Annotated in this window: 18 protein-coding genes; 12 read left to right on the forward strand and 6 right to left on the reverse strand. The window is 52.4% G+C overall.

Going from position 1 to position 16,230, the window contains the following annotated elements; all coding sequences use genetic code 11:
* Positions 1–51 precede the first annotated feature (51 nt).
* The 12 genes from TON_RS08900 to TON_RS08955 all read left to right on the forward strand — a co-directional run bounded on the left by TON_RS08900 (position 52) and on the right by TON_RS08955 (position 11,613).
* On the forward strand, positions 52–363 hold the full coding sequence (locus TON_RS08900) for a V-type ATP synthase subunit H (RefSeq protein ID WP_012572708.1): 312 nt from the start codon (positions 52–54) through the stop codon (positions 361–363).
* 1 nt (position 364) lies between these two features.
* Positions 365–2,344 carry a V-type ATP synthase subunit I gene (locus tag TON_RS08905; RefSeq protein ID WP_012572709.1) on the forward strand — a complete coding sequence of 660 codons (1,980 nt, stop codon included), beginning with the start codon at positions 365–367 and terminating at the stop codon, positions 2,342–2,344.
* A gap of 15 nt (positions 2,345–2,359) precedes the next feature.
* Positions 2,360–2,848, forward strand: coding sequence for a V-type ATP synthase subunit K (locus TON_RS08910; RefSeq protein WP_012572710.1), 489 nt, complete (start codon positions 2,360–2,362; stop codon positions 2,846–2,848).
* Between the two features lie 37 nt (positions 2,849–2,885).
* Positions 2,886–3,497, forward strand: coding sequence for a V-type ATP synthase subunit E (locus TON_RS08915; RefSeq protein ID WP_012572711.1), 612 nt, complete (start codon positions 2,886–2,888; stop codon positions 3,495–3,497).
* A 5-nt stretch (positions 3,498–3,502) separates the two neighbouring features.
* Positions 3,503–4,603, forward strand: coding sequence for a V-type ATP synthase subunit C (locus TON_RS08920; RefSeq protein ID WP_012572712.1), 1,101 nt, complete (start codon positions 3,503–3,505; stop codon positions 4,601–4,603).
* A complete protein-coding gene (locus TON_RS08925; protein WP_012572713.1) occupies positions 4,600–4,908 on the forward strand; it encodes a V-type ATP synthase subunit F in 309 nt (102 codons plus the stop codon). Before TON_RS08920 ends, TON_RS08925 begins: the two co-directional genes overlap by 4 nt.
* A 5-nt stretch (positions 4,909–4,913) precedes the next feature.
* Positions 4,914–6,671 (forward strand): ATP synthase subunit A, encoded by a 1,758-nt coding sequence (locus tag TON_RS08930; protein WP_012572714.1) that lies wholly within the window; start codon positions 4,914–4,916, stop codon positions 6,669–6,671.
* A gap of 5 nt (positions 6,672–6,676) precedes the next feature.
* Complete coding sequence (locus TON_RS08935) at positions 6,677–8,068, forward strand: ATP synthase subunit B (protein WP_048055114.1); 1,392 nt, start codon at positions 6,677–6,679, stop codon at positions 8,066–8,068.
* Between the two features lie 27 nt (positions 8,069–8,095).
* Positions 8,096–8,734, forward strand: a complete 639-nt coding sequence (locus TON_RS08940; RefSeq protein ID WP_012572716.1) for a V-type ATP synthase subunit D — start codon at positions 8,096–8,098, stop codon at positions 8,732–8,734.
* Between the two features lie 107 nt (positions 8,735–8,841).
* The gene (locus TON_RS08945) at positions 8,842–9,609 is read left to right on the forward strand and encodes an oxygen-binding di-iron domain-containing protein (protein WP_012572717.1); all 768 of its coding nucleotides are present in this window, start codon (positions 8,842–8,844) and stop codon (positions 9,607–9,609) included.
* A 10-nt stretch (positions 9,610–9,619) separates the two neighbouring features.
* Complete coding sequence (locus tag TON_RS08950) at positions 9,620–10,393, forward strand: methyl-accepting chemotaxis protein (RefSeq protein WP_012572718.1); 774 nt, start codon at positions 9,620–9,622, stop codon at positions 10,391–10,393.
* 5 nt (positions 10,394–10,398) lie between these two features.
* On the forward strand, positions 10,399–11,613 hold the full coding sequence (locus TON_RS08955; protein ID WP_012572719.1) for an alanyl-tRNA editing protein: 1,215 nt from the start codon (positions 10,399–10,401) through the stop codon (positions 11,611–11,613).
* A 145-nt stretch (positions 11,614–11,758) separates the two neighbouring features.
* Here TON_RS08955 and TON_RS08960 read toward each other — a convergent pair whose 3' ends face one another.
* From TON_RS08960 to TON_RS08980, 6 genes are all read right to left on the reverse strand, one after another.
* Complete coding sequence (locus tag TON_RS08960) at positions 11,759–12,589, reverse strand: 7-cyano-7-deazaguanine synthase (protein WP_012572720.1); 831 nt, start codon at positions 12,587–12,589, stop codon at positions 11,759–11,761.
* 22 nt (positions 12,590–12,611) lie between these two features.
* Positions 12,612–12,893, reverse strand: a complete 282-nt coding sequence (locus tag TON_RS10400; RefSeq protein WP_052289030.1) for a hypothetical protein — start codon at positions 12,891–12,893, stop codon at positions 12,612–12,614.
* Between the two features lie 140 nt (positions 12,894–13,033).
* Entirely contained in the window at positions 13,034–13,210 is a 177-nt protein-coding gene (locus TON_RS10500; RefSeq protein WP_187146225.1) for a hypothetical protein, read from the reverse strand.
* A gap of 153 nt (positions 13,211–13,363) precedes the next feature.
* Entirely contained in the window at positions 13,364–14,233 is an 870-nt protein-coding gene (locus tag TON_RS08970) for a radical SAM protein (RefSeq protein ID WP_048055192.1), read from the reverse strand.
* Positions 14,234–14,314: 81 nt separating this feature from the next.
* The gene (locus TON_RS08975) at positions 14,315–15,016 is read right to left on the reverse strand and encodes a dihydroorotate dehydrogenase electron transfer subunit (protein ID WP_012572724.1); all 702 of its coding nucleotides are present in this window, start codon (positions 15,014–15,016) and stop codon (positions 14,315–14,317) included.
* Entirely contained in the window at positions 15,000–16,226 is a 1,227-nt protein-coding gene (locus TON_RS08980; RefSeq protein ID WP_012572725.1) for a dihydroorotase, read from the reverse strand. The genes TON_RS08975 and TON_RS08980 overlap by 17 nt, the downstream gene beginning before the upstream one ends.
* Between the last annotated feature and the right edge of the window lie 4 nt (positions 16,227–16,230).

Raw genomic sequence — 16,230 nt, forward strand, 5'->3', positions numbered from 1 at the left:
CCAAAGTTGGCGTGAGGAACACCTGTTTTCAGGGTCATTGGGGGGCTCATCATGGAGGATGTCATCAAACAGATTGTTGACGCTGAAAAGCAGGCCGAAGAGAGGATTGAAAGGGCAAAGGAAGATGCTAAGGTCATAGTCCTTAAAGCAAAGGAAGAGGCAAAGCTCATTGAAAGCAAAATAATCGAGGAGGCCGAGGAGAGGGCAAAGGCCCTCATTGAAAAGGCCCGCCTAGAGGGTGAGGAAGAGGCCAAGAAAATTCTCGAGGAGGGTGGGGCTGAGGTCGAGGAGCTCAAGATAAGGGCCACCACAAACTTTGAGAGGGCCATCTCCGCTGGCATAGAGCTTGTAAGAGGGAGCTGAGATGTTCAGGCCCGAAGAGATGGTCAAAATAGAGGTAATCACGCTCAACCGTTACAAAGATGCCTTACTGACTTACCTTCATGAGCAGGGTGTTGTGGAAATCAGGGAGCTGGAAGTCAAGGTTGCCCAGAAGGATTCCCCCAACGAGTACCACAGAAAGGCTGCCTCGTACAGCATAACTATTTCCAGGCTGGTTGATTTTCTTAAAACCTACAGAAAGGCAAATGGCGGAGGAATAAGGGAGTTCTTCTTCCCACCCGAGAGGGCGAAGAAGACTTACAAATATGAAGGAATCGAGAGGCTCATAAAAGACGTTGAGGACTTTTTAAGCGTCGTCGAGCCCGAGATAAAGGCCGTCGAAAGTAAAATCACTGCGACTCAGACTGAGATCGAGAGGATAAAGGCGGACATAACGATTCTGGAGCTTCTTTCGGCGCTTAACCTTGACGTTTCCTATCTCAGGCCCACAGATATGGTCGAAATAGTCGTCGGAACCGTCGACAGGAACAAGTTCACTCCTCTCATTGAGGAGGTAAAGAAGGCCACTGAGGGCAGGGTTGTCTTTGTCTCCAAGGATTTCAAAGACAAAGTTCTGGTCGTGTTCGCCTTCCTCAAGAGGGACTACGAGAAGGCCAATCCAGTCTTAGCCAAGTACTCCCTCGAGAGGGTTGAGGTTCCAGAGGGAGAGGGAACCCCACGGGAGCTCATAAAGGTCTACGAGGAGAAGCTTAGGGCTAAGGAGAGGGAGCTTGAGAAGGCCAAGAAGGATGCAGAAACGCTTGCAGAGAAGTACTACGAGGACGTGGTGTTCTACCAGGAGCTCATGGAGAACGAGAGGGACAAAGCGACGGTTCTTCCAATGCTCGCTAGAACCAACATGACATTTGCCATGACCGGCTGGCTCCCGAGGAGCGAGGTTCCGGAAGTTCTGGAGGGCATAAAGAGAGTCACCAACGGTAAGGCCTACATCAACATTATGGAACCGAGCAAGGAGGAGCTCGATGAGATTCCAATCAAGCTCAAGAACCCCGGCTGGGCGAGACCTTTCGAGATGCTTACCGAGATGTACGGGGTCCCCAAGTACAACGAGATTGATCCGACGCCGATAATAACCTTCACATATTCGTTCTTCTTTGGTTTCATGCTCACCGACTTTATGTACGGCCTTATAATAGCCATAGTCGCCGCACTGCTTGTCAAGGGTCACAAGAAGTTCAACGATGGTACCTACAAGTTTGCCTACACTCTGCTCATTAGCGCGGCCTTCACCATGATTATGGGTGTCCTCTTCGGCAGCTACTTCGGCAACGCCCTTGACTTGGCGGGCTTCAACGTCTGGCGCAAGTGGGACAGCATGACAGACGCGCTGGTAGTCCTCCAGCTGGCGCTGGCGATAGGCCTAGCTCACCTCTTCACTGGCTATACAATAGGCTTCATAGTCAAGGTGAAGAACGGCGAAGTCAAAGACGCAATCCTCGACCAGCTCTCATGGATGCTCATAATACTCGGTGTTGTCTTCCTCGCGCTCGGAATGACCGGCAAGGAAGCCCTCACCCTTCCGGGCAAGGCTCTCTTCGGGGCTGGCCTAGTGCTCTTCACAATCGGCGAGTTCAGGAACGGTGCATTGGCTGTGCTGTTGACCATCTCGGACTTCTTCGGCTTTGTCGGCAGCTGGCTCAGCTACGCAAGGCTGATGGCACTGGCCTTAGCTACCGCTGGAATAGCGATGGTCATCAACATCCTCGTCCAGATGGTCTGGGGTGTTAGCATAGGTCCAGTTCCGATAGGCATAGTCATTGGTCTCATCCTCTTCGTTGGCGGCCAGCTGTTTTCGGTCGCCATCAACGCCCTCGGAGCGTTCGTCCACTCGCTCCGTCTCCAGTACGTTGAATTTTTCGGGACGTTCTACTCAGGTGAAGGCAAGCCTTTCGAGCCTTTCAAGGCCAAAAGGGAGATCTCAAAGTTAGAGTTTGAAGCTTAAGGAGGTGTTTGAGAAATGGACCCGATAGTTTACGTATCCCTTGGTGCGGCACTTGCCGCTGGTATAGCAGGTGCAGCCTCGGCGTTCGGTGTCGGAATAGCCGGTGCAGCCGCTGCTGGAGTGGTCGCTGAGGACGAGAAGAACTTCAAGAACGCCCTCATCCTTGAGGGTCTGCCAATGACCCAGAGCATTTACGGACTCATTACGCTGTTCCTCATCCTGATGGTCTCAGGAATCCTCGGTGGCGGCTTTAAGTTCACCGACCCGAACAACATGGACAACATAGTTAAGAGCGCCATACTCCTTGGTGCTGGCCTTACCGTCGGCCTTACCGGTCTCTCGGCCATACCACAGGGCATCATAGCCAGCGCAAGCATCGGCGCGGTTGCCAAGAACCCGAAGACCTTCACCCAGGGTATCATATTCTCGGCTATGGCCGAGACCATGGCAATCTTCGGTCTCGTTGGAGCCCTTATCATGATAGTTACCGGAGTCGGCTTCTGACTCCCAAACTTTCTTTATAGCCTAAGGAGGAAGGAGGATGGAAGGAGCAGAGCTGATCATTCAGGAGATAAACAGGGAGGCGGAGCAGAAGATACAGTATATACTCAGCGAGGCTCAAAAGGAAGCGGAGAAGATTAGGGAGGAAGCGAGAAAGAGGGCCCAGGCCAGAGCTGAGTGGATACTCAGGAAGGCCCAGACCCAGGCTGAAATAGAAAAGCAGCGCATAATAGCCAACGCCAAGCTTGAGATAAGAAAGAAGAGGCTCGAAGTTCAGGAGGCCCTCATCCAGGAGGTCATAACGGCCCTCCGCGAAAGGCTCGCTGAACTTCCTGAGGAAGAGTACTTCCCGATGCTCGTTGATTTAACTGGCAAGGCTGTCGAAGAGCTTGGAAGCGGCAGCGTCGTCGTGAAATCCAACGAAAGGACATTGAAGCTCCTGGAGGGCAGGCTCGACGAGTTCAAGAAGGCTCTCACTGAAAAGCTCGGGAGGGACGTTGAAGTCACCCTCGGTGAACCGATCACCACAATCGGCGGCATCCTCGTCGAGACCCCCGACAGAACTGTTAGGGTAGATAACACCTTCGAGTCCAGGATAGAGAGGTTTGAGGGCGAGCTCAGGGCGGCAATAGCCAAGGCTCTCTTCGGGTGAGGCTAATGGAGACAGGAGCGGTAACTGGAATCCTCAACACTACTCTGGCGGTGGTGTTCACCTGGGTGGGCTACAAGACAGCGAGGATAGTCTGGAAGTATACCCCCTACTCCTATCCGAACGCGAGGATTAAGGCCATGGAAGCGAAGCTCCTCAGCGAGCAGAGGTTCAACGAATTGGCCGAGAGCAGAACCCTCAACAACTTCGTGGTCAGCCTGGAGGACACCGACTACAAGGACTACCTTGCGAGCGTTTCAAACTACACCGTTGAGGAGATTGAGAGGGCCTTGGAGAGGGCTTTGGCAGGCACCTACGAGTTAATGGTCACTATCCTCCCGAAGAGGGTTAACCCATTCTTTAGGCTCCTTCTGGAAGAGTGGGACGTCAGGAACATAACCAGCGTCATCAAGGCGAAGATGGTAAACGAACCGGCGAGCGACTACGTCGTCGAGATTGGCACAATGCTTCCCAAGGTTAAAGCTATGGCAGAAGCAAAGACCATGGAGGAGATACTCGTCATACTGGAGGGCACACCCTACGAGGAGCCATACCAGAAGCTCTTGCTCGGCGAGATTTCCCTTAAGGAGTTTGAAACTGAGCTCTACAGGATGTACTACGCTAAGCTCTTGAACTACGCTCTCTCGAAGAAAGAGGACGAGAGGGTTATCCTAGAGGAGTTCGTCAGGCTCAAAATCGACAAAACCAACATACTCACACTGCTGAGAGCGAAGGCTGCGAAGATGGGTGCAGAAGAGATAAAGCCGCTTATAATACCCGGTGGAACGATTAAGCTCGACTCAATACTCCACGTCGATGACCTAAGCATGGCCTTAGCCGAGCTTGACTCCACCAGGTACGGGGCGGTAATCAGGGACGTCAGAGAGGAGGTCGAGAGGGACTTAAGTGTTCTCGAGAGGGCACTTGACAGGCACATAAGGGAGAGGATGAACGAGCTTACCCGCTTCTACCCGCTCAGCGTGGCGACACCTCTAAGCTACATCCTTCAGAAGGAGCGGGAGGTCAGGAAGCTCAGGGCTATTGCGAAGCTCATAGATGACGGAGTTGAGCCAGAGAGGATAAAGGAACTCGTGGGTGATGCCGCATGAAGATAGCGGTGCTCGGAGACAAGGACACGGCTTTGGGCTTCAAGCTCGCCGGCGCTCACGAAGTTTACTCCTTTGAGGACACTCCGCTCGACATGGAGAGGCTGAAGAACAAGCTCAACGAACTTGTTGAGAGGGAAGATATCGGGATAATCCTGATAACCGAGAGATTCGTCCAGAAGATTGGGCTTCCCGACGTTACGTTTCCAATCATCCTTCAGGTGCCGGACAAATCCGGCTCCAAGTTCGGGGAAGAGGCAATTAAGGAGATAGTTAGAAGAGCCATTGGTGTTGAGCTGAAGAGGTGAAGGAAATGGGAAGGATAATTCGTGTTACGGGCCCACTCGTCGTGGCTGATGACATGAAGGGCGCTAAGATGTACGAGGTCGTCAGGGTCGGCGAAATGGGACTCATCGGAGAAATCATTCGTCTTGAGGGAGATAAGGCGGTCATCCAGGTCTACGAGGAAACGGCAGGCATAAGGCCGGGCGAGCCGGTCGAAGGAACCGGTGCTTCGCTCAGTGTTGAGCTTGGCCCCGGACTGCTCACCGCAATGTACGACGGTATTCAGAGGCCGCTTGAGGTTCTCAGGGAGCTCAGCGGCGACTTTATTGCGAGGGGTCTCACCGCTCCGGCCCTCCCGAGAGACAAGAAGTGGCACTTTACCCCTAAGGTTAAGGTTGGCGACAAGGTCGTCGGTGGCGACATCCTTGGTGTCGTTCCGGAAACCGGCATCATTGAGCACAGGGTTCTCGTCCCACCGTGGGTTGAGGGTGAGATAGTTGAAATTGTCGAAGAGGGCGACTACACCATTGAAGAGGTCATAGCCAAGGTCAAGAAGCCCAACGGCGAGATAGAGGAGCTTAAGATGTACCACCGCTGGCCGGTCCGTGTCAAGAGGCCCTACAAGAGGAAGCTTCCGCCGGAGGTTCCACTCATCACTGGACAGAGGACGATAGACACCTTCTTCTCCCAGGCCAAGGGTGGAACCGCTGCCATCCCGGGTCCGTTCGGTTCAGGGAAGACCGTTACCCAGCACCAGCTTGCCAAGTGGAGTGACGCCCAGGTCGTCGTTTACATAGGCTGCGGTGAGCGCGGAAACGAGATGACCGACGTTCTTGAGGAGTTCCCGAAGCTCAAGGATCCGAAGACCGGAAAGCCGCTCATGGAGAGAACCGTTCTCATAGCAAACACCTCGAACATGCCCGTCGCTGCGCGTGAGGCTTCCATCTACACCGGAATCACCATCGCCGAATACTTCCGCGACATGGGCTATGACGTCGCTCTCATGGCCGACTCCACGAGCAGGTGGGCTGAAGCTTTGCGTGAGATTTCCGGCCGTCTTGAGGAGATGCCCGGTGAGGAAGGTTATCCGGCCTACCTTGCCAGTAAGATCGCCGAATTCTACGAGCGTGCCGGTCGTGTCATAACCCTCGGAAGCGATGAGAGGATTGGAAGTGTTTCCGTCATCGGTGCAGTCTCGCCGCCGGGTGGAGACTTCAGCGAGCCAGTCGTTCAGAACACCCTCCGTGTCGTCAAGGTCTTCTGGGCTCTCGATGCTGACCTGGCCAGGAGGAGGCACTTCCCGGCAATCAACTGGCTGAGGAGTTACTCGCTCTACATCGACTCCATCCAGGACTGGTGGCACAAGAACGTTGACCCTGAGTGGAGGGCAATGAGGGATAGGGCTATGGAGCTTCTTCAGAAAGAGGCCGAGCTCCAGGAGATTGTCAGGATTGTCGGTCCGGATGCTCTGCCGGACAGGGAGAAGGCCGTCCTCATAGTCGCCAGGATGCTTCGTGAGGATTACCTCCAGCAGGATGCCTTCGACGAGGTCGACACCTACTGCCCGCCTAAGAAGCAGGTAACTATGATGAGGGTTATCCTCAACTTCTACGAGAGGACCATGGAGGCCGTTGACAGGGGCGTTCCAGTCGACGAGATAGCCAAGCTCCCGGTCAGGGAGAAGATAGGTCGTATGAAGTTCGAGCCAGAGATTGAGAAGGTTGCCGCACTGATAGACGAGACCAACGCTCAGTTTGAGGAGCTCTTTAAGAAGTATGGGGCGTGATGCTCATGCCGGGAATGGAGTACTCAACCGTTAGCAAGATTTACGGGCCGCTCATGATAGTACAGGGCGTTAAGGGAGTCGCCTACGGTGAGGTCGTTGAGATAGAGACCGAGAGTGGCGAGAAAAGGAAGGGACAGGTTCTCGAGGCAAGGCAGGACATGGCTATCGTCCAGGTCTTCGAGGGAACTAGAGACCTCGACATAAAGACAACCCGCGTAAGGTTCACCGGCGAGACGCTGAAGGTTCCGGTCAGCATGGACATGCTCGGAAGGGTGTTCAACGGTATCGGTAAGCCCATCGACGGCGGCCCTGAAATCATTCCTGAGGACAGGCGTGACGTCCACGGTGCTCCCCTTAACCCTGTCGCCCGTGCCTATCCGAGGGACTTCATCCAGACCGGTGTTTCGGCCATCGACGGAATGAACACGCTCGTCCGCGGCCAGAAGCTGCCCATCTTCAGTGGCTCAGGTCTTCCCCACAACATGCTGGCTGCACAGATAGCCAGACAGGCAAAGGTTCTCGGCGAAGAGGAGCAGTTCGCCGTCGTCTTCGCTGCGATGGGTATTACCTACGAGGAGGCCAACTTCTTCAAGAAGAGCTTCGAAGAGACCGGAGCAATAGAGAGGGCAGTCCTGTTCCTCAATCTCGCCGACGACCCGGCAATCGAGCGTATCATCACCCCGCGTATGGCACTCACCGTTGCCGAGTACCTCGCCTTCGACTACGACATGCAGGTTCTAGTTATCCTCACGGACATGACCAACTACGCTGAGGCCCTTCGTGAGATCTCCGCCGCCCGTGAGGAGGTTCCAGGTAGGCGTGGCTATCCAGGTTACATGTACACCGACTTAGCCACCATCTACGAGCGTGCCGGTCGTGTGAGGGGCAAGAAGGGAAGCATTACCCAGATGCCTATCCTCACCATGCCCGACGATGATATCACCCACCCGATTCCAGACCTCACCGGTTACATCACCGAGGGCCAGATAGTTCTCAGCAGAGAGCTCTACAGGAAAGGTATCTATCCACCAATCGATGTCCTTCCGAGCCTCAGCCGTCTGATGAAGGACGGTATCGGTAAGGGCAGGACCAGGGACGACCATCCGCAGCTCAGCCAGCAGCTCTACGCCGCCTATGCCGAAGGTAGATCCCTCAGGGATCTCGTCGCAGTCGTTGGTGAGGAAGCCCTTAGCGAGACCGACAGGAAGTACCTCAAGTTCGCCGACCGCTTTGAGAGAGAGTTTATCGCCCAGCGCTACGACGAAGACAGAAGCATCGAAGAGACCCTTGACCTCGGTTGGGAGCTCCTTGCTGAGCTTCCGGAGAGCGAGCTGAAGCGTGTCAGGAAGGAGTACATCCTCAAGTACCACCCCAAGTACAGAAAGAGGGAGGGCTGACCTCCCTTCAACCTTTAGGTGGTCAAGATGGCAGAGCTGCTCAACGTCAAGCCGACCCGTATGGAGCTCCTGAACCTCAAGAGGCGCATTAAGTTAGCCAAGAAGGGCCACAAGCTCCTCAAGGACAAGCAGGACGCCCTTATCATGGAGTTCTTTACCATCTACGACGAGGCCCTAAGCCTCAGGGAAGAGCTTGGCAGGAAGATGGAGGAGGCCTTCAAGGCACTCCAGATGGCGGAGATAGACGTCGGAATGCTTCGCCTTAAGGAGATAAGCCTGAGCGTTGAGCCCAACAAGGAAGTTGATATCAAAAAGAGGAACGTCATGGGAGTTTCAGTTCCCCTTATAGAGGCGGAATCCTTCAGAAGGAGCACCAGCGAGAGAGGGTACGCCTTTGTCTCCAGCTCGCCAAGGGTTGACTTGGCCGCGGAGAAGTTCGAGGAGGTGCTTGATCTAGCCGTCCGTCTAGCTGAAGTCGAGGAGACCCTTAAGAGGCTCGCCAGAGAGATTGAGGTCACTAAGAGGCGTGTCAATGCGCTTGAATACATCATTATTCCGAGAATGGAGGCTACCGTCAAGTTCATCAAGCAGCGTCTCGACGAGATGGAGCGCGAGAACTTCTTCAGACTTAAGCGCGTTAAGGCTCTCATCGAGGCTAGGAGCTAGGAGGATTGATTTGCCGTTTGGACTTTTTCTTCTTTGAGTTTATGTATGTGATTGTGTAGGCAAATCGCTTAAATATGCCTTCTCGTAATGCCTTTTTGGTGGCGAAGATGGGTGAGTACCTTATAGAGCCAGGTCTCGACCCGAGGAAGGATCACGTCCTCTACAGGGACGACGAGCACCTTGTGGTTTATCTTGGAACCCAGGAAGGTGGTGATGACGTCGACGTCAACAGCTATCTCATCGTCAGCAGGGGCAGGGGCATCCTCATAGATCCTGGAGGGTACAAGATATTTTCAAAGGTTCTCGCCAACGTCTCCAAGTACATCGACCCGAGGGACATAGAGTATGTATACATTTGCCATCAGGATCCTGATGTAGCGGGGAGCCTTCCTCTATGGAGGGAGGTCAGTAATTCTAAGATAATCGTCCACTGGCTCTGGACAAGGTTCCTCCCGCATTTCGGTTTCGAAGACGCCGATTCAGTGACCTACCAGCTTCCAGATGAGGGAGAGGCTATCCACTTTGGGGCAACTATCCTTGAGTTCATCCCTGCGCACTTCCTTCACAGTCCTGGCCACTTCACGATATACGACCACAGGAGCAAGTTCCTGTTCACGGGCGATATAGGTATAGCCCTCCTGGATGAGCCTTACATAGTGGTTGAAAACATGGAAAGACACATTCAGGCGATGAGGCCGGTACACGAGCGGCTTATGCCCACTAGCGCTGCGATAAAGCTCTGGCTCGGCCGCGTTCGCTATTTAGATGTGGAAGCCATACTGCCTCAGCATGGGGCCATTATACCCAAACAGCACGTCAAGAGATTCTTTGATTTCCTTGAGAACCTTAAAGTGGGCATCGATGTAATGCGCTGAGGTGGTTACCATGAACATCAGGAGCATCGAGAAGGCATCGAGTGCACTGGCCCAGTCGGTCAGGATAAAGACTTCCAGCAGGGAGTCCAGCAAGATTATCGACGAGCTTGCGGATCAGATCAGCGGGCAGTTTCTTGAGAATAACATGGTAATTATCGAGAATATTGAAAAGCTCTCTCAGGTGATGAAAGAGCTTGAGCGCTTTCAGACGGAGTTTTTACCATTTTTCCAGCGCTTTGAGGTGTTTGCCAAAGAGTTCAACACCCTCGTTGAAAATCTTGAGTACATATCTCGCATAAGCGACTCCATAGCAAGTGTTGCAAAGCAGACCAACTTGGTGGCCCTAAATGCTTCGATTGAAGCCGCGAGGGCAGGGGAAGCTGGCAGGGGCTTCGCAGTTGTGGCGGATGAGATTCGGAAGATGGCCGTTCAGACTATGAACCTTGCTAAGGAGATAAAGGACTTCAACGCCCGCGTCATGGGTCAGCTCGACACGCTTCGCGATGCCCTCGCTGTGATGGATCGGATCAAGGAGGGCACTGAGATACTCGGCAGGGACATTGAAACCATAGTGGAGATAAGTTCCGTCCTTGATGAGATTTCCCGCGAGCAGGAGGAGATTGTAAACGACATCAAGCGCCTTAACGGTATCGCCCTTGCGCTGAGGAAATTCTCGGACATGCAGGACAAGTACAGCAAGGAGCTCGCTTCCCTGCTCAGGATGATGGTTAGTGAGTACGCAAAGGAGCAGATGGAGCGCTCCAATGGGGGTCTAAGCGGGTGATGGTGATGACAGAGCGCCTTTTTTACTTGTATCCCTACCTGAAAGGATCCGAGGCCGTTGTTCAGGCTGTCGAGCAGGGAAACGGTGTTATTAGGCTCGCCCTTGACAGGACTATCTTCTATCCTGAGGGCGGAGGCCAGCCCTCGGACAGAGGAGTTATAGAGGGGAACGGCTTCAGGGTCTTGGTGGACAGGGTCTACGAGAGGGACAGGATATGGCATGAGGGAAAGCTTGAAGGTCGCCTCCCTGAGGCTGGGGAAAGGGTCAGACTCGTCCTTGACTGGGATTGGCGCTACGAGAACATGAAGAACCACACCGGCCAGCACATTCTCTCGGCTGTTCTGAAGAATCTATACGGCCTTGACACTACTGGCTTTCAAATCTTTGATGACTACAACAAGATAGAGGTCAACGGCGAGCTTGACTGGGAGATGATAACAAGGGCCGAGATAGAGGCAAACAGTATCGTCTGGGAGGCTATTCCCGTAACGGTTGAGGAGTTCAAGGACCTTCCTGACGATATAGCCCGGACTCTCCGTAAGCACGTGAGCAAGGTTACCGACAGGGTAAGGATAGTGATGATTGGCGACATTGATAGAACCCCCTGTGGCGGAACTCACGTGAGGAACACCTCCGAGATAGGTCTCATTAAGGTGCTCCGTTTCTACAGAAAGAGCAAGAAACTCTGGCGCATAGAGTTTGTGGCTGGAAACCGGGCCCTCAAATACCTTAACAAGCTCCTAGCTGACTACTGGGAGAGTCTCGATGAGATGCCCAACAAGAACCGCCCCCTCGTTGAGCGTGTGAAGGATCTCAAAGCGGAGCTTGATAAACTCGAGGAGGAAAAGGATAATCTAAGGAAAGAACTGTGGGAGTGGAAGGCAAAGGCTTTGCTCGATAGGGCCGAGGAGATTGGTGGAGTGAGGATTGTCTCCCACATTGAGAGTGCCGACATGAAGGACGCTCAGGCCTTCGTGGTTTACCTCGTCGATAAGAACCCTGGAACAATCGCTCTCGTTGTAGGAAAGAACTACGTAATCTTCGCCAAGAACAGGGACGTGGAAGGGATATCGATGAACGAGCTCCTTAAGGAAGTCCTTGCCAAGGTTGGTGGTGGCGGAGGTGGGGGCGAGATGCTGGCAAGGGGAGGTGGATTTAAACTCCCACCAGAGGACGTTCTGAGAACAGCTCTGAACATTCTGAAAACTTACCTTTCGTGATGCTATCCCCTCTTTTTCTTCACGACTTGTGGCTACTTTCACAGGCTTTAGTCCAATGTAACACTTTATAAACGTTTGCGACATAGGAGTAATTTGTTCCCCCATAAATTGAGGATAAAATAAAATCTTCACATGAATTAAAGCATTACTCTAGTATTGGCATATCAAGTCCAAGCTTGGAGTACACGAGCTTCCTCTGCTTCTCAGGCACTTTGGGCTTCGCCACTTCCCTCTCGGCTTTCTCCTTATCCAGCAGGCCATAGCGGACAAGGGCAGCTATCCTTCTGTGCTCGAAGCTGTGGCCGTGCTTCTCCCAGTAGCGCTCCAGAGCTGGTCCTAAGACGAGGCAGTTGGTGGTGTATCCTGTAAGTTCGGGGAGCTTGAATGGGAGATTTTTGAGTATCTCAAGCCTCTCGCTCTCTGGCATCAGGCTTAGCAGTCTTATCTGCATCACACCGCCGCTCATGAGCCTGTAGGGATGATGTCCGAAGGGAAGCTCGTGCCCAGTGATTATGTAGTGGTAGCCCTTTTTGAGGGCATATTTTCTGAGCCTCTCCATAGTCCTCTTGGAGCAGCGCCTGCAGGGTGACTCCGCCTTTAACAGAGCTTCCCTGAAGATGTCGGAATAGTCGTAGCGCAGAATTCTGAAAGGGACGTTGAGGTGCTCGGCTATCCTTTTAGCGTTTTCTATTGCCTCTTCCGCCATGAGTCCGTGATCTATCATGACAGCCTCAAGTTCTGGAACCTTGTAGACTTCTTTGGCAAGATAGAGAGCCACTGTGCTGTCTTTACCGCCTGAAAAGGCGAGAATGGCTTTATCGACCTTTTTCATTAAATCATCGAGCTCTTGCCTTATGGCCTCTCTGTTGAAGGGGTGCCTCAGGTGGACCTGACACTCCCTACATATCGGCTTTCCGTCGAGGATATCTATCTTTGCCGTTCTCTCGTCGTGGATGCAGAGTGAGCACTTGAGCATGATGGGGAGAAAGAAGGGCAGTTTAAAAAACTACCTCCTGAAGAATTTTCCCCTTTGAGGAGTTCCTTCCCGGGAAGCTTTGACCGGGCATTTCCCCAACCTTCTTGACTTTTTGCCTTCCTGTTCTGCCCGTGAAGAAGCCCACAGTTATCATTGCGTTTCTTAGGAGTATTCCTTGGTTGTTCCTAGTTATGAGCCGCCCGAAGAGTACTCCAAAAGCCAAGCCACTCAGCCAGAGGAGTATGATGAAGCTGTTGGCACTCATCCCGTTGGGGTTGAGCGTCACAGAAAGGGTCTTGTACACCAAAGCGAAAGCTACCACAAAAATAGTCTCAGTGAGAATGGACAGCCAGTAGTCTTTCCAACGAGGGCCAGAACTCTACTATCATCGGTGTACTGTTCTATGAGCCGGGGTATCGTGGAGGCCATAAACGAGAGTTCTCGTTATGTTTGCCTGTTTCTGAAGGCAATGAAGCCGAATATTGCTGCAATCCAGCTAGCGTTCTTCAGCTGCCAGAAGGCCCAAGTCCCAACTGTTATCCAGACAATGGTATAAAACTTTTCCAGGTTCTTCTTTTCGTTTTCGGGTATCTCAAGCCTGAGCAGCTTTCTCCACGTCATTCCGGCTATGCTATCAGAGAGCCTGATAAATATAACCATAACGTTAATCAGGAGAAATCCCAGCAGAAAAAACTACGCAAGAATCTCATGGAGCATGGCGCTCACCGAAGGGTGTCTTGGAAAATAAAAATACTTAAAACTTACGAGTGGTAACTAAAGAAGCCGCTTCCGCTTCACAAGAGGGGCAACATCCCTTGCAATCCTTCTCGCGCTGAAAAGCGTCAGAGGATCCATTGTCCGATATATCGCCAGCTGACAGCCGCTTATGCGGACATCTATATATTCCTTCGCCTTCATTGCGGCCTTGAGGTACTCCCGGATACTTTCTGCCCTCTCAAAGTCAAGACCTGCTTTTCTCAGCCGCTCAACGTTCAGCTCGTGCACCGTTAGCGGCTGGAGCATCATCTCGTCCACGCCAAGTGAAGCTGCTAATTCGGCTATCTTCGGTATGTCCTCGTCGTTTATTCCCGGCATGAATATCGTCCTAACGATGGAGCGGACGGATTTATCTCTCCCAACTATTCTGAGCGCGTTGACGACGTTGTCGAAGGTGTCAGCGTTGGTTATGGCCAGGTGCTTCTCCCTGGTGGCCGCGTCGAGGCTTATCATAACGAGGTCAAAGTCCAGTTTCTGCCAGAGCTCTTCCGTTAAGAGGGAACCGTTGGTCTGTAGATCAAGTCTGGCCTCCGGAAACCTCTCGCGGAGCATTCTGTTGACTTCCACTATCCTAGGTGAAAACAGTGGCTCCCCGTACTGTGAAACCGTTATTGCCTTTGGGTTTTCCCAGCCGTAATAGCCCGGCTTCGGTGCCTTTCCAAGCTTTACTGCCACGTTTGAATAGCAGAATATGCAGTCGTGGTTGCATGCTGGAGTAAGCTCGTAGCTTGGATGATGAACCGGATTGGGATTGCTCAGATCCAGTCCCTGACAGAACTGACAGTGGGACGGATAGACCAGATCGTCAACGAACCTCTTTAACAGTCTCGCCTCTTCGTTCTCCAGAATCTGAGGCTCAACACCCATTTTTCTCGCGAATTCTTCCCACGAATATTTCACGGTTCTCACCGAGGGTGGAGGAGAAAAGGAGTTTAAAAATATGATTGGTCAAAGAAGTTCCATGAGCTTTGAGCCGTCGAAGACAGGACCATCTTTACAAACGAGATATGGTCCCAGTGCACAGTTGCCGCATACTCCTATGCCGCACTTCATGTACCTCTCCGCGGAAACTTGGACGTTTCTGTAGTCCATGATCCGTAATACGGCTTTTAGCATAGGCTCCGGGCCGCAGGCGTAGATTTGGTCGAATTCTTCCTTCCTCTCTGCGAGAACATCTGTCGGAAAGCCTTTTCTTCCAGCCGAGCCGTCGTCGGTGGTTACCATGATTTCATCGACGTATCTCTCGATGTCCATGAGTGCCAGATCTTCCTTTGTTTTGGCACCGTAGATGAGCGTGATTTTTTCGAACTTCCCTGCGTTCTGCTTGGCGAATGCGTAGAGCGGTGGGAGGCCTATGCCGCCGCCGACGAGGGCTATTTTTTCCCCCTTTGGCTCGAAGCCGTTGCCATATGGGCCGCGGAGCCAGATGTAATCTCCTTCGTCCAGCTCAAAGAGCCTGCTCGTAAATGGCCCAACGCGCTTGACTACTATAAGGTCCCTATCCGCCAGGCTGAAGGGCTTTTCCCCAACCCCAGGAAGCCACGCCATGATGAACTGGCCCGCTTTGAAATCAAAGTCTCTCTCAAATCTAAATGCCTTCACGTCCCTAGCAACTTTCCAAACTTCTTTGAGCTTAACCCTTTCCAGCATTGATCTTAACCCCCCGCGGCTTTCCTATGATTTCATCTTCCTCCATAACAACGCTACCACGGAGAACGGTCATCACGACCTTTCCTCTAAGCTTTTTACCCTCCCATGGACTCCATCTTGCTTTGGTGTAGAACTCCTCTGGCTTTACGACCCATTCCTCTTTCATATCAATGATAGTGAAATCCGCGTCCTTCCCAATCTCCAGGCCTTTGTTTCTTATTCCAAATATTCTAATAGGATTAGTGTGCATCTTCTCGACGATGTCCTTAAGACTGATCATCCCTCTGTTCGTAGCATCGAGAAGTAAGGCAACTTCGGTTTCAAGTCCTGGAATTCCAGCTGCCCCGTTTTCTTTATCCTCCTGGGTGTGGGGTGCATGGTCGCTTGCTATGAGTGGGATCTTGCTGAAGTTCTTCCACATGAACGCTCTGTCACTTTCCCTTCTCAGAGGAGGGTAAACTTTGAAAAGCGGGTTCCTCTCGTAGTCCTTTCTCGTGAGAAAGAGGTGATGAGGTGTCACCTCAAAACTTACCCACGGAAGGTTTTTCTTCGTGATTAGCTTCATGCCATCGGCTGTCGAGACGTGGCAGATATTGAGAGGCTTCTTCAGCCTTTCCGCTGCTTCGAGAGCTTCTTTTATTGCCCTGACTTCAGCCTCCGGTGGTCTCTCTGGTTTTTCCCGAATTATTCTTGCGTCTTCGGCATGAACGCTGACTATACCGGGCGCACAGGCGTAGTCACTCTCAAAGTCCTCAGAATATATGCCCCCTGTAGAGGCGCCCATGAATATTTTGTAGAAGCCTGCCTGTACTTTTTTTGCCTCTTCGCAATTCCCGGCGATGAGGAAACTTAGGAAATAGTCCGCGTAGGATTTTCCCCTGAGCGTAGCCTGGCGGAACTCAAAGGTCTCCGAGTTAGTTATCGGTGGGTCCGTGTTGGGCATGTCAAAAACTGTGGTTATCCCGCCGTGTAGGGCTGCCATTGTTCCTGTTCTGATGGTCTCCTTTGATTTCTGCCTGAAGTCCCTGAGGTGGACGTGAACATCTATCAATCCGGGAAGGACAATCCTCCCCCGGTCAATCTGTAACACCTCTTCTCCCCTCAAGTCACTGCGGGAAATTCGGGAGATTCTACCATCGAGAATCCCTATGTTTCCTTCTATCAGTTTTCCATCTTTCAGAAGCTTTCCTTTTAGAACTAGGTCATACATAGTG

Source organism: Thermococcus onnurineus NA1 (assembly GCF_000018365.1).
Lineage (GTDB): Archaea > Methanobacteriota_B > Thermococci > Thermococcales > Thermococcaceae > Thermococcus > Thermococcus onnurineus.

Excerpts from the sequence above, each read along its gene's own strand:
- TON_RS08900 (WP_012572708.1), top strand. The coding sequence starts at position 52 with ATGGAGGATGTCATCAAACAGATTGTTGACGCTGAAAAGCAGGCCGAA.
- TON_RS08905 (WP_012572709.1), top strand. The coding sequence starts at position 365 with ATGTTCAGGCCCGAAGAGATGGTCAAAATAGAGGTAATCACGCTCAAC.
- TON_RS08910 (WP_012572710.1), top strand. The coding sequence starts at position 2,360 with ATGGACCCGATAGTTTACGTATCCCTTGGTGCGGCACTTGCCGCTGGT.
- TON_RS08915 (WP_012572711.1), top strand. The coding sequence starts at position 2,886 with ATGGAAGGAGCAGAGCTGATCATTCAGGAGATAAACAGGGAGGCGGAG.
- TON_RS08920 (WP_012572712.1), top strand. The coding sequence starts at position 3,503 with ATGGAGACAGGAGCGGTAACTGGAATCCTCAACACTACTCTGGCGGTG.
- TON_RS08925 (WP_012572713.1), top strand. The coding sequence starts at position 4,600 with ATGAAGATAGCGGTGCTCGGAGACAAGGACACGGCTTTGGGCTTCAAG.
- TON_RS08930 (WP_012572714.1), top strand. The coding sequence starts at position 4,914 with ATGGGAAGGATAATTCGTGTTACGGGCCCACTCGTCGTGGCTGATGAC.
- TON_RS08935 (WP_048055114.1), top strand. The coding sequence starts at position 6,677 with ATGCCGGGAATGGAGTACTCAACCGTTAGCAAGATTTACGGGCCGCTC.
- TON_RS08940 (WP_012572716.1), top strand. The coding sequence starts at position 8,096 with ATGGCAGAGCTGCTCAACGTCAAGCCGACCCGTATGGAGCTCCTGAAC.
- TON_RS08945 (WP_012572717.1), top strand. The coding sequence starts at position 8,842 with ATGGGTGAGTACCTTATAGAGCCAGGTCTCGACCCGAGGAAGGATCAC.
- TON_RS08950 (WP_012572718.1), top strand. The coding sequence starts at position 9,620 with ATGAACATCAGGAGCATCGAGAAGGCATCGAGTGCACTGGCCCAGTCG.
- TON_RS08955 (WP_012572719.1), top strand. The coding sequence starts at position 10,399 with ATGACAGAGCGCCTTTTTTACTTGTATCCCTACCTGAAAGGATCCGAG.
- TON_RS08960 (WP_012572720.1), bottom strand. The coding sequence starts at position 12,589 with ATGCTCAAGTGCTCACTCTGCATCCACGACGAGAGAACGGCAAAGATA.
- TON_RS10500 (WP_187146225.1), bottom strand. The coding sequence starts at position 13,210 with ATGACGTGGAGAAAGCTGCTCAGGCTTGAGATACCCGAAAACGAAAAG.
- TON_RS08970 (WP_048055192.1), bottom strand. The coding sequence starts at position 14,233 with ATGGGTGTTGAGCCTCAGATTCTGGAGAACGAAGAGGCGAGACTGTTA.
- TON_RS08975 (WP_012572724.1), bottom strand. The coding sequence starts at position 15,016 with ATGCTGGAAAGGGTTAAGCTCAAAGAAGTTTGGAAAGTTGCTAGGGAC.
- TON_RS08980 (WP_012572725.1), bottom strand. The coding sequence starts at position 16,226 with ATGTATGACCTAGTTCTAAAAGGAAAGCTTCTGAAAGATGGAAAACTG.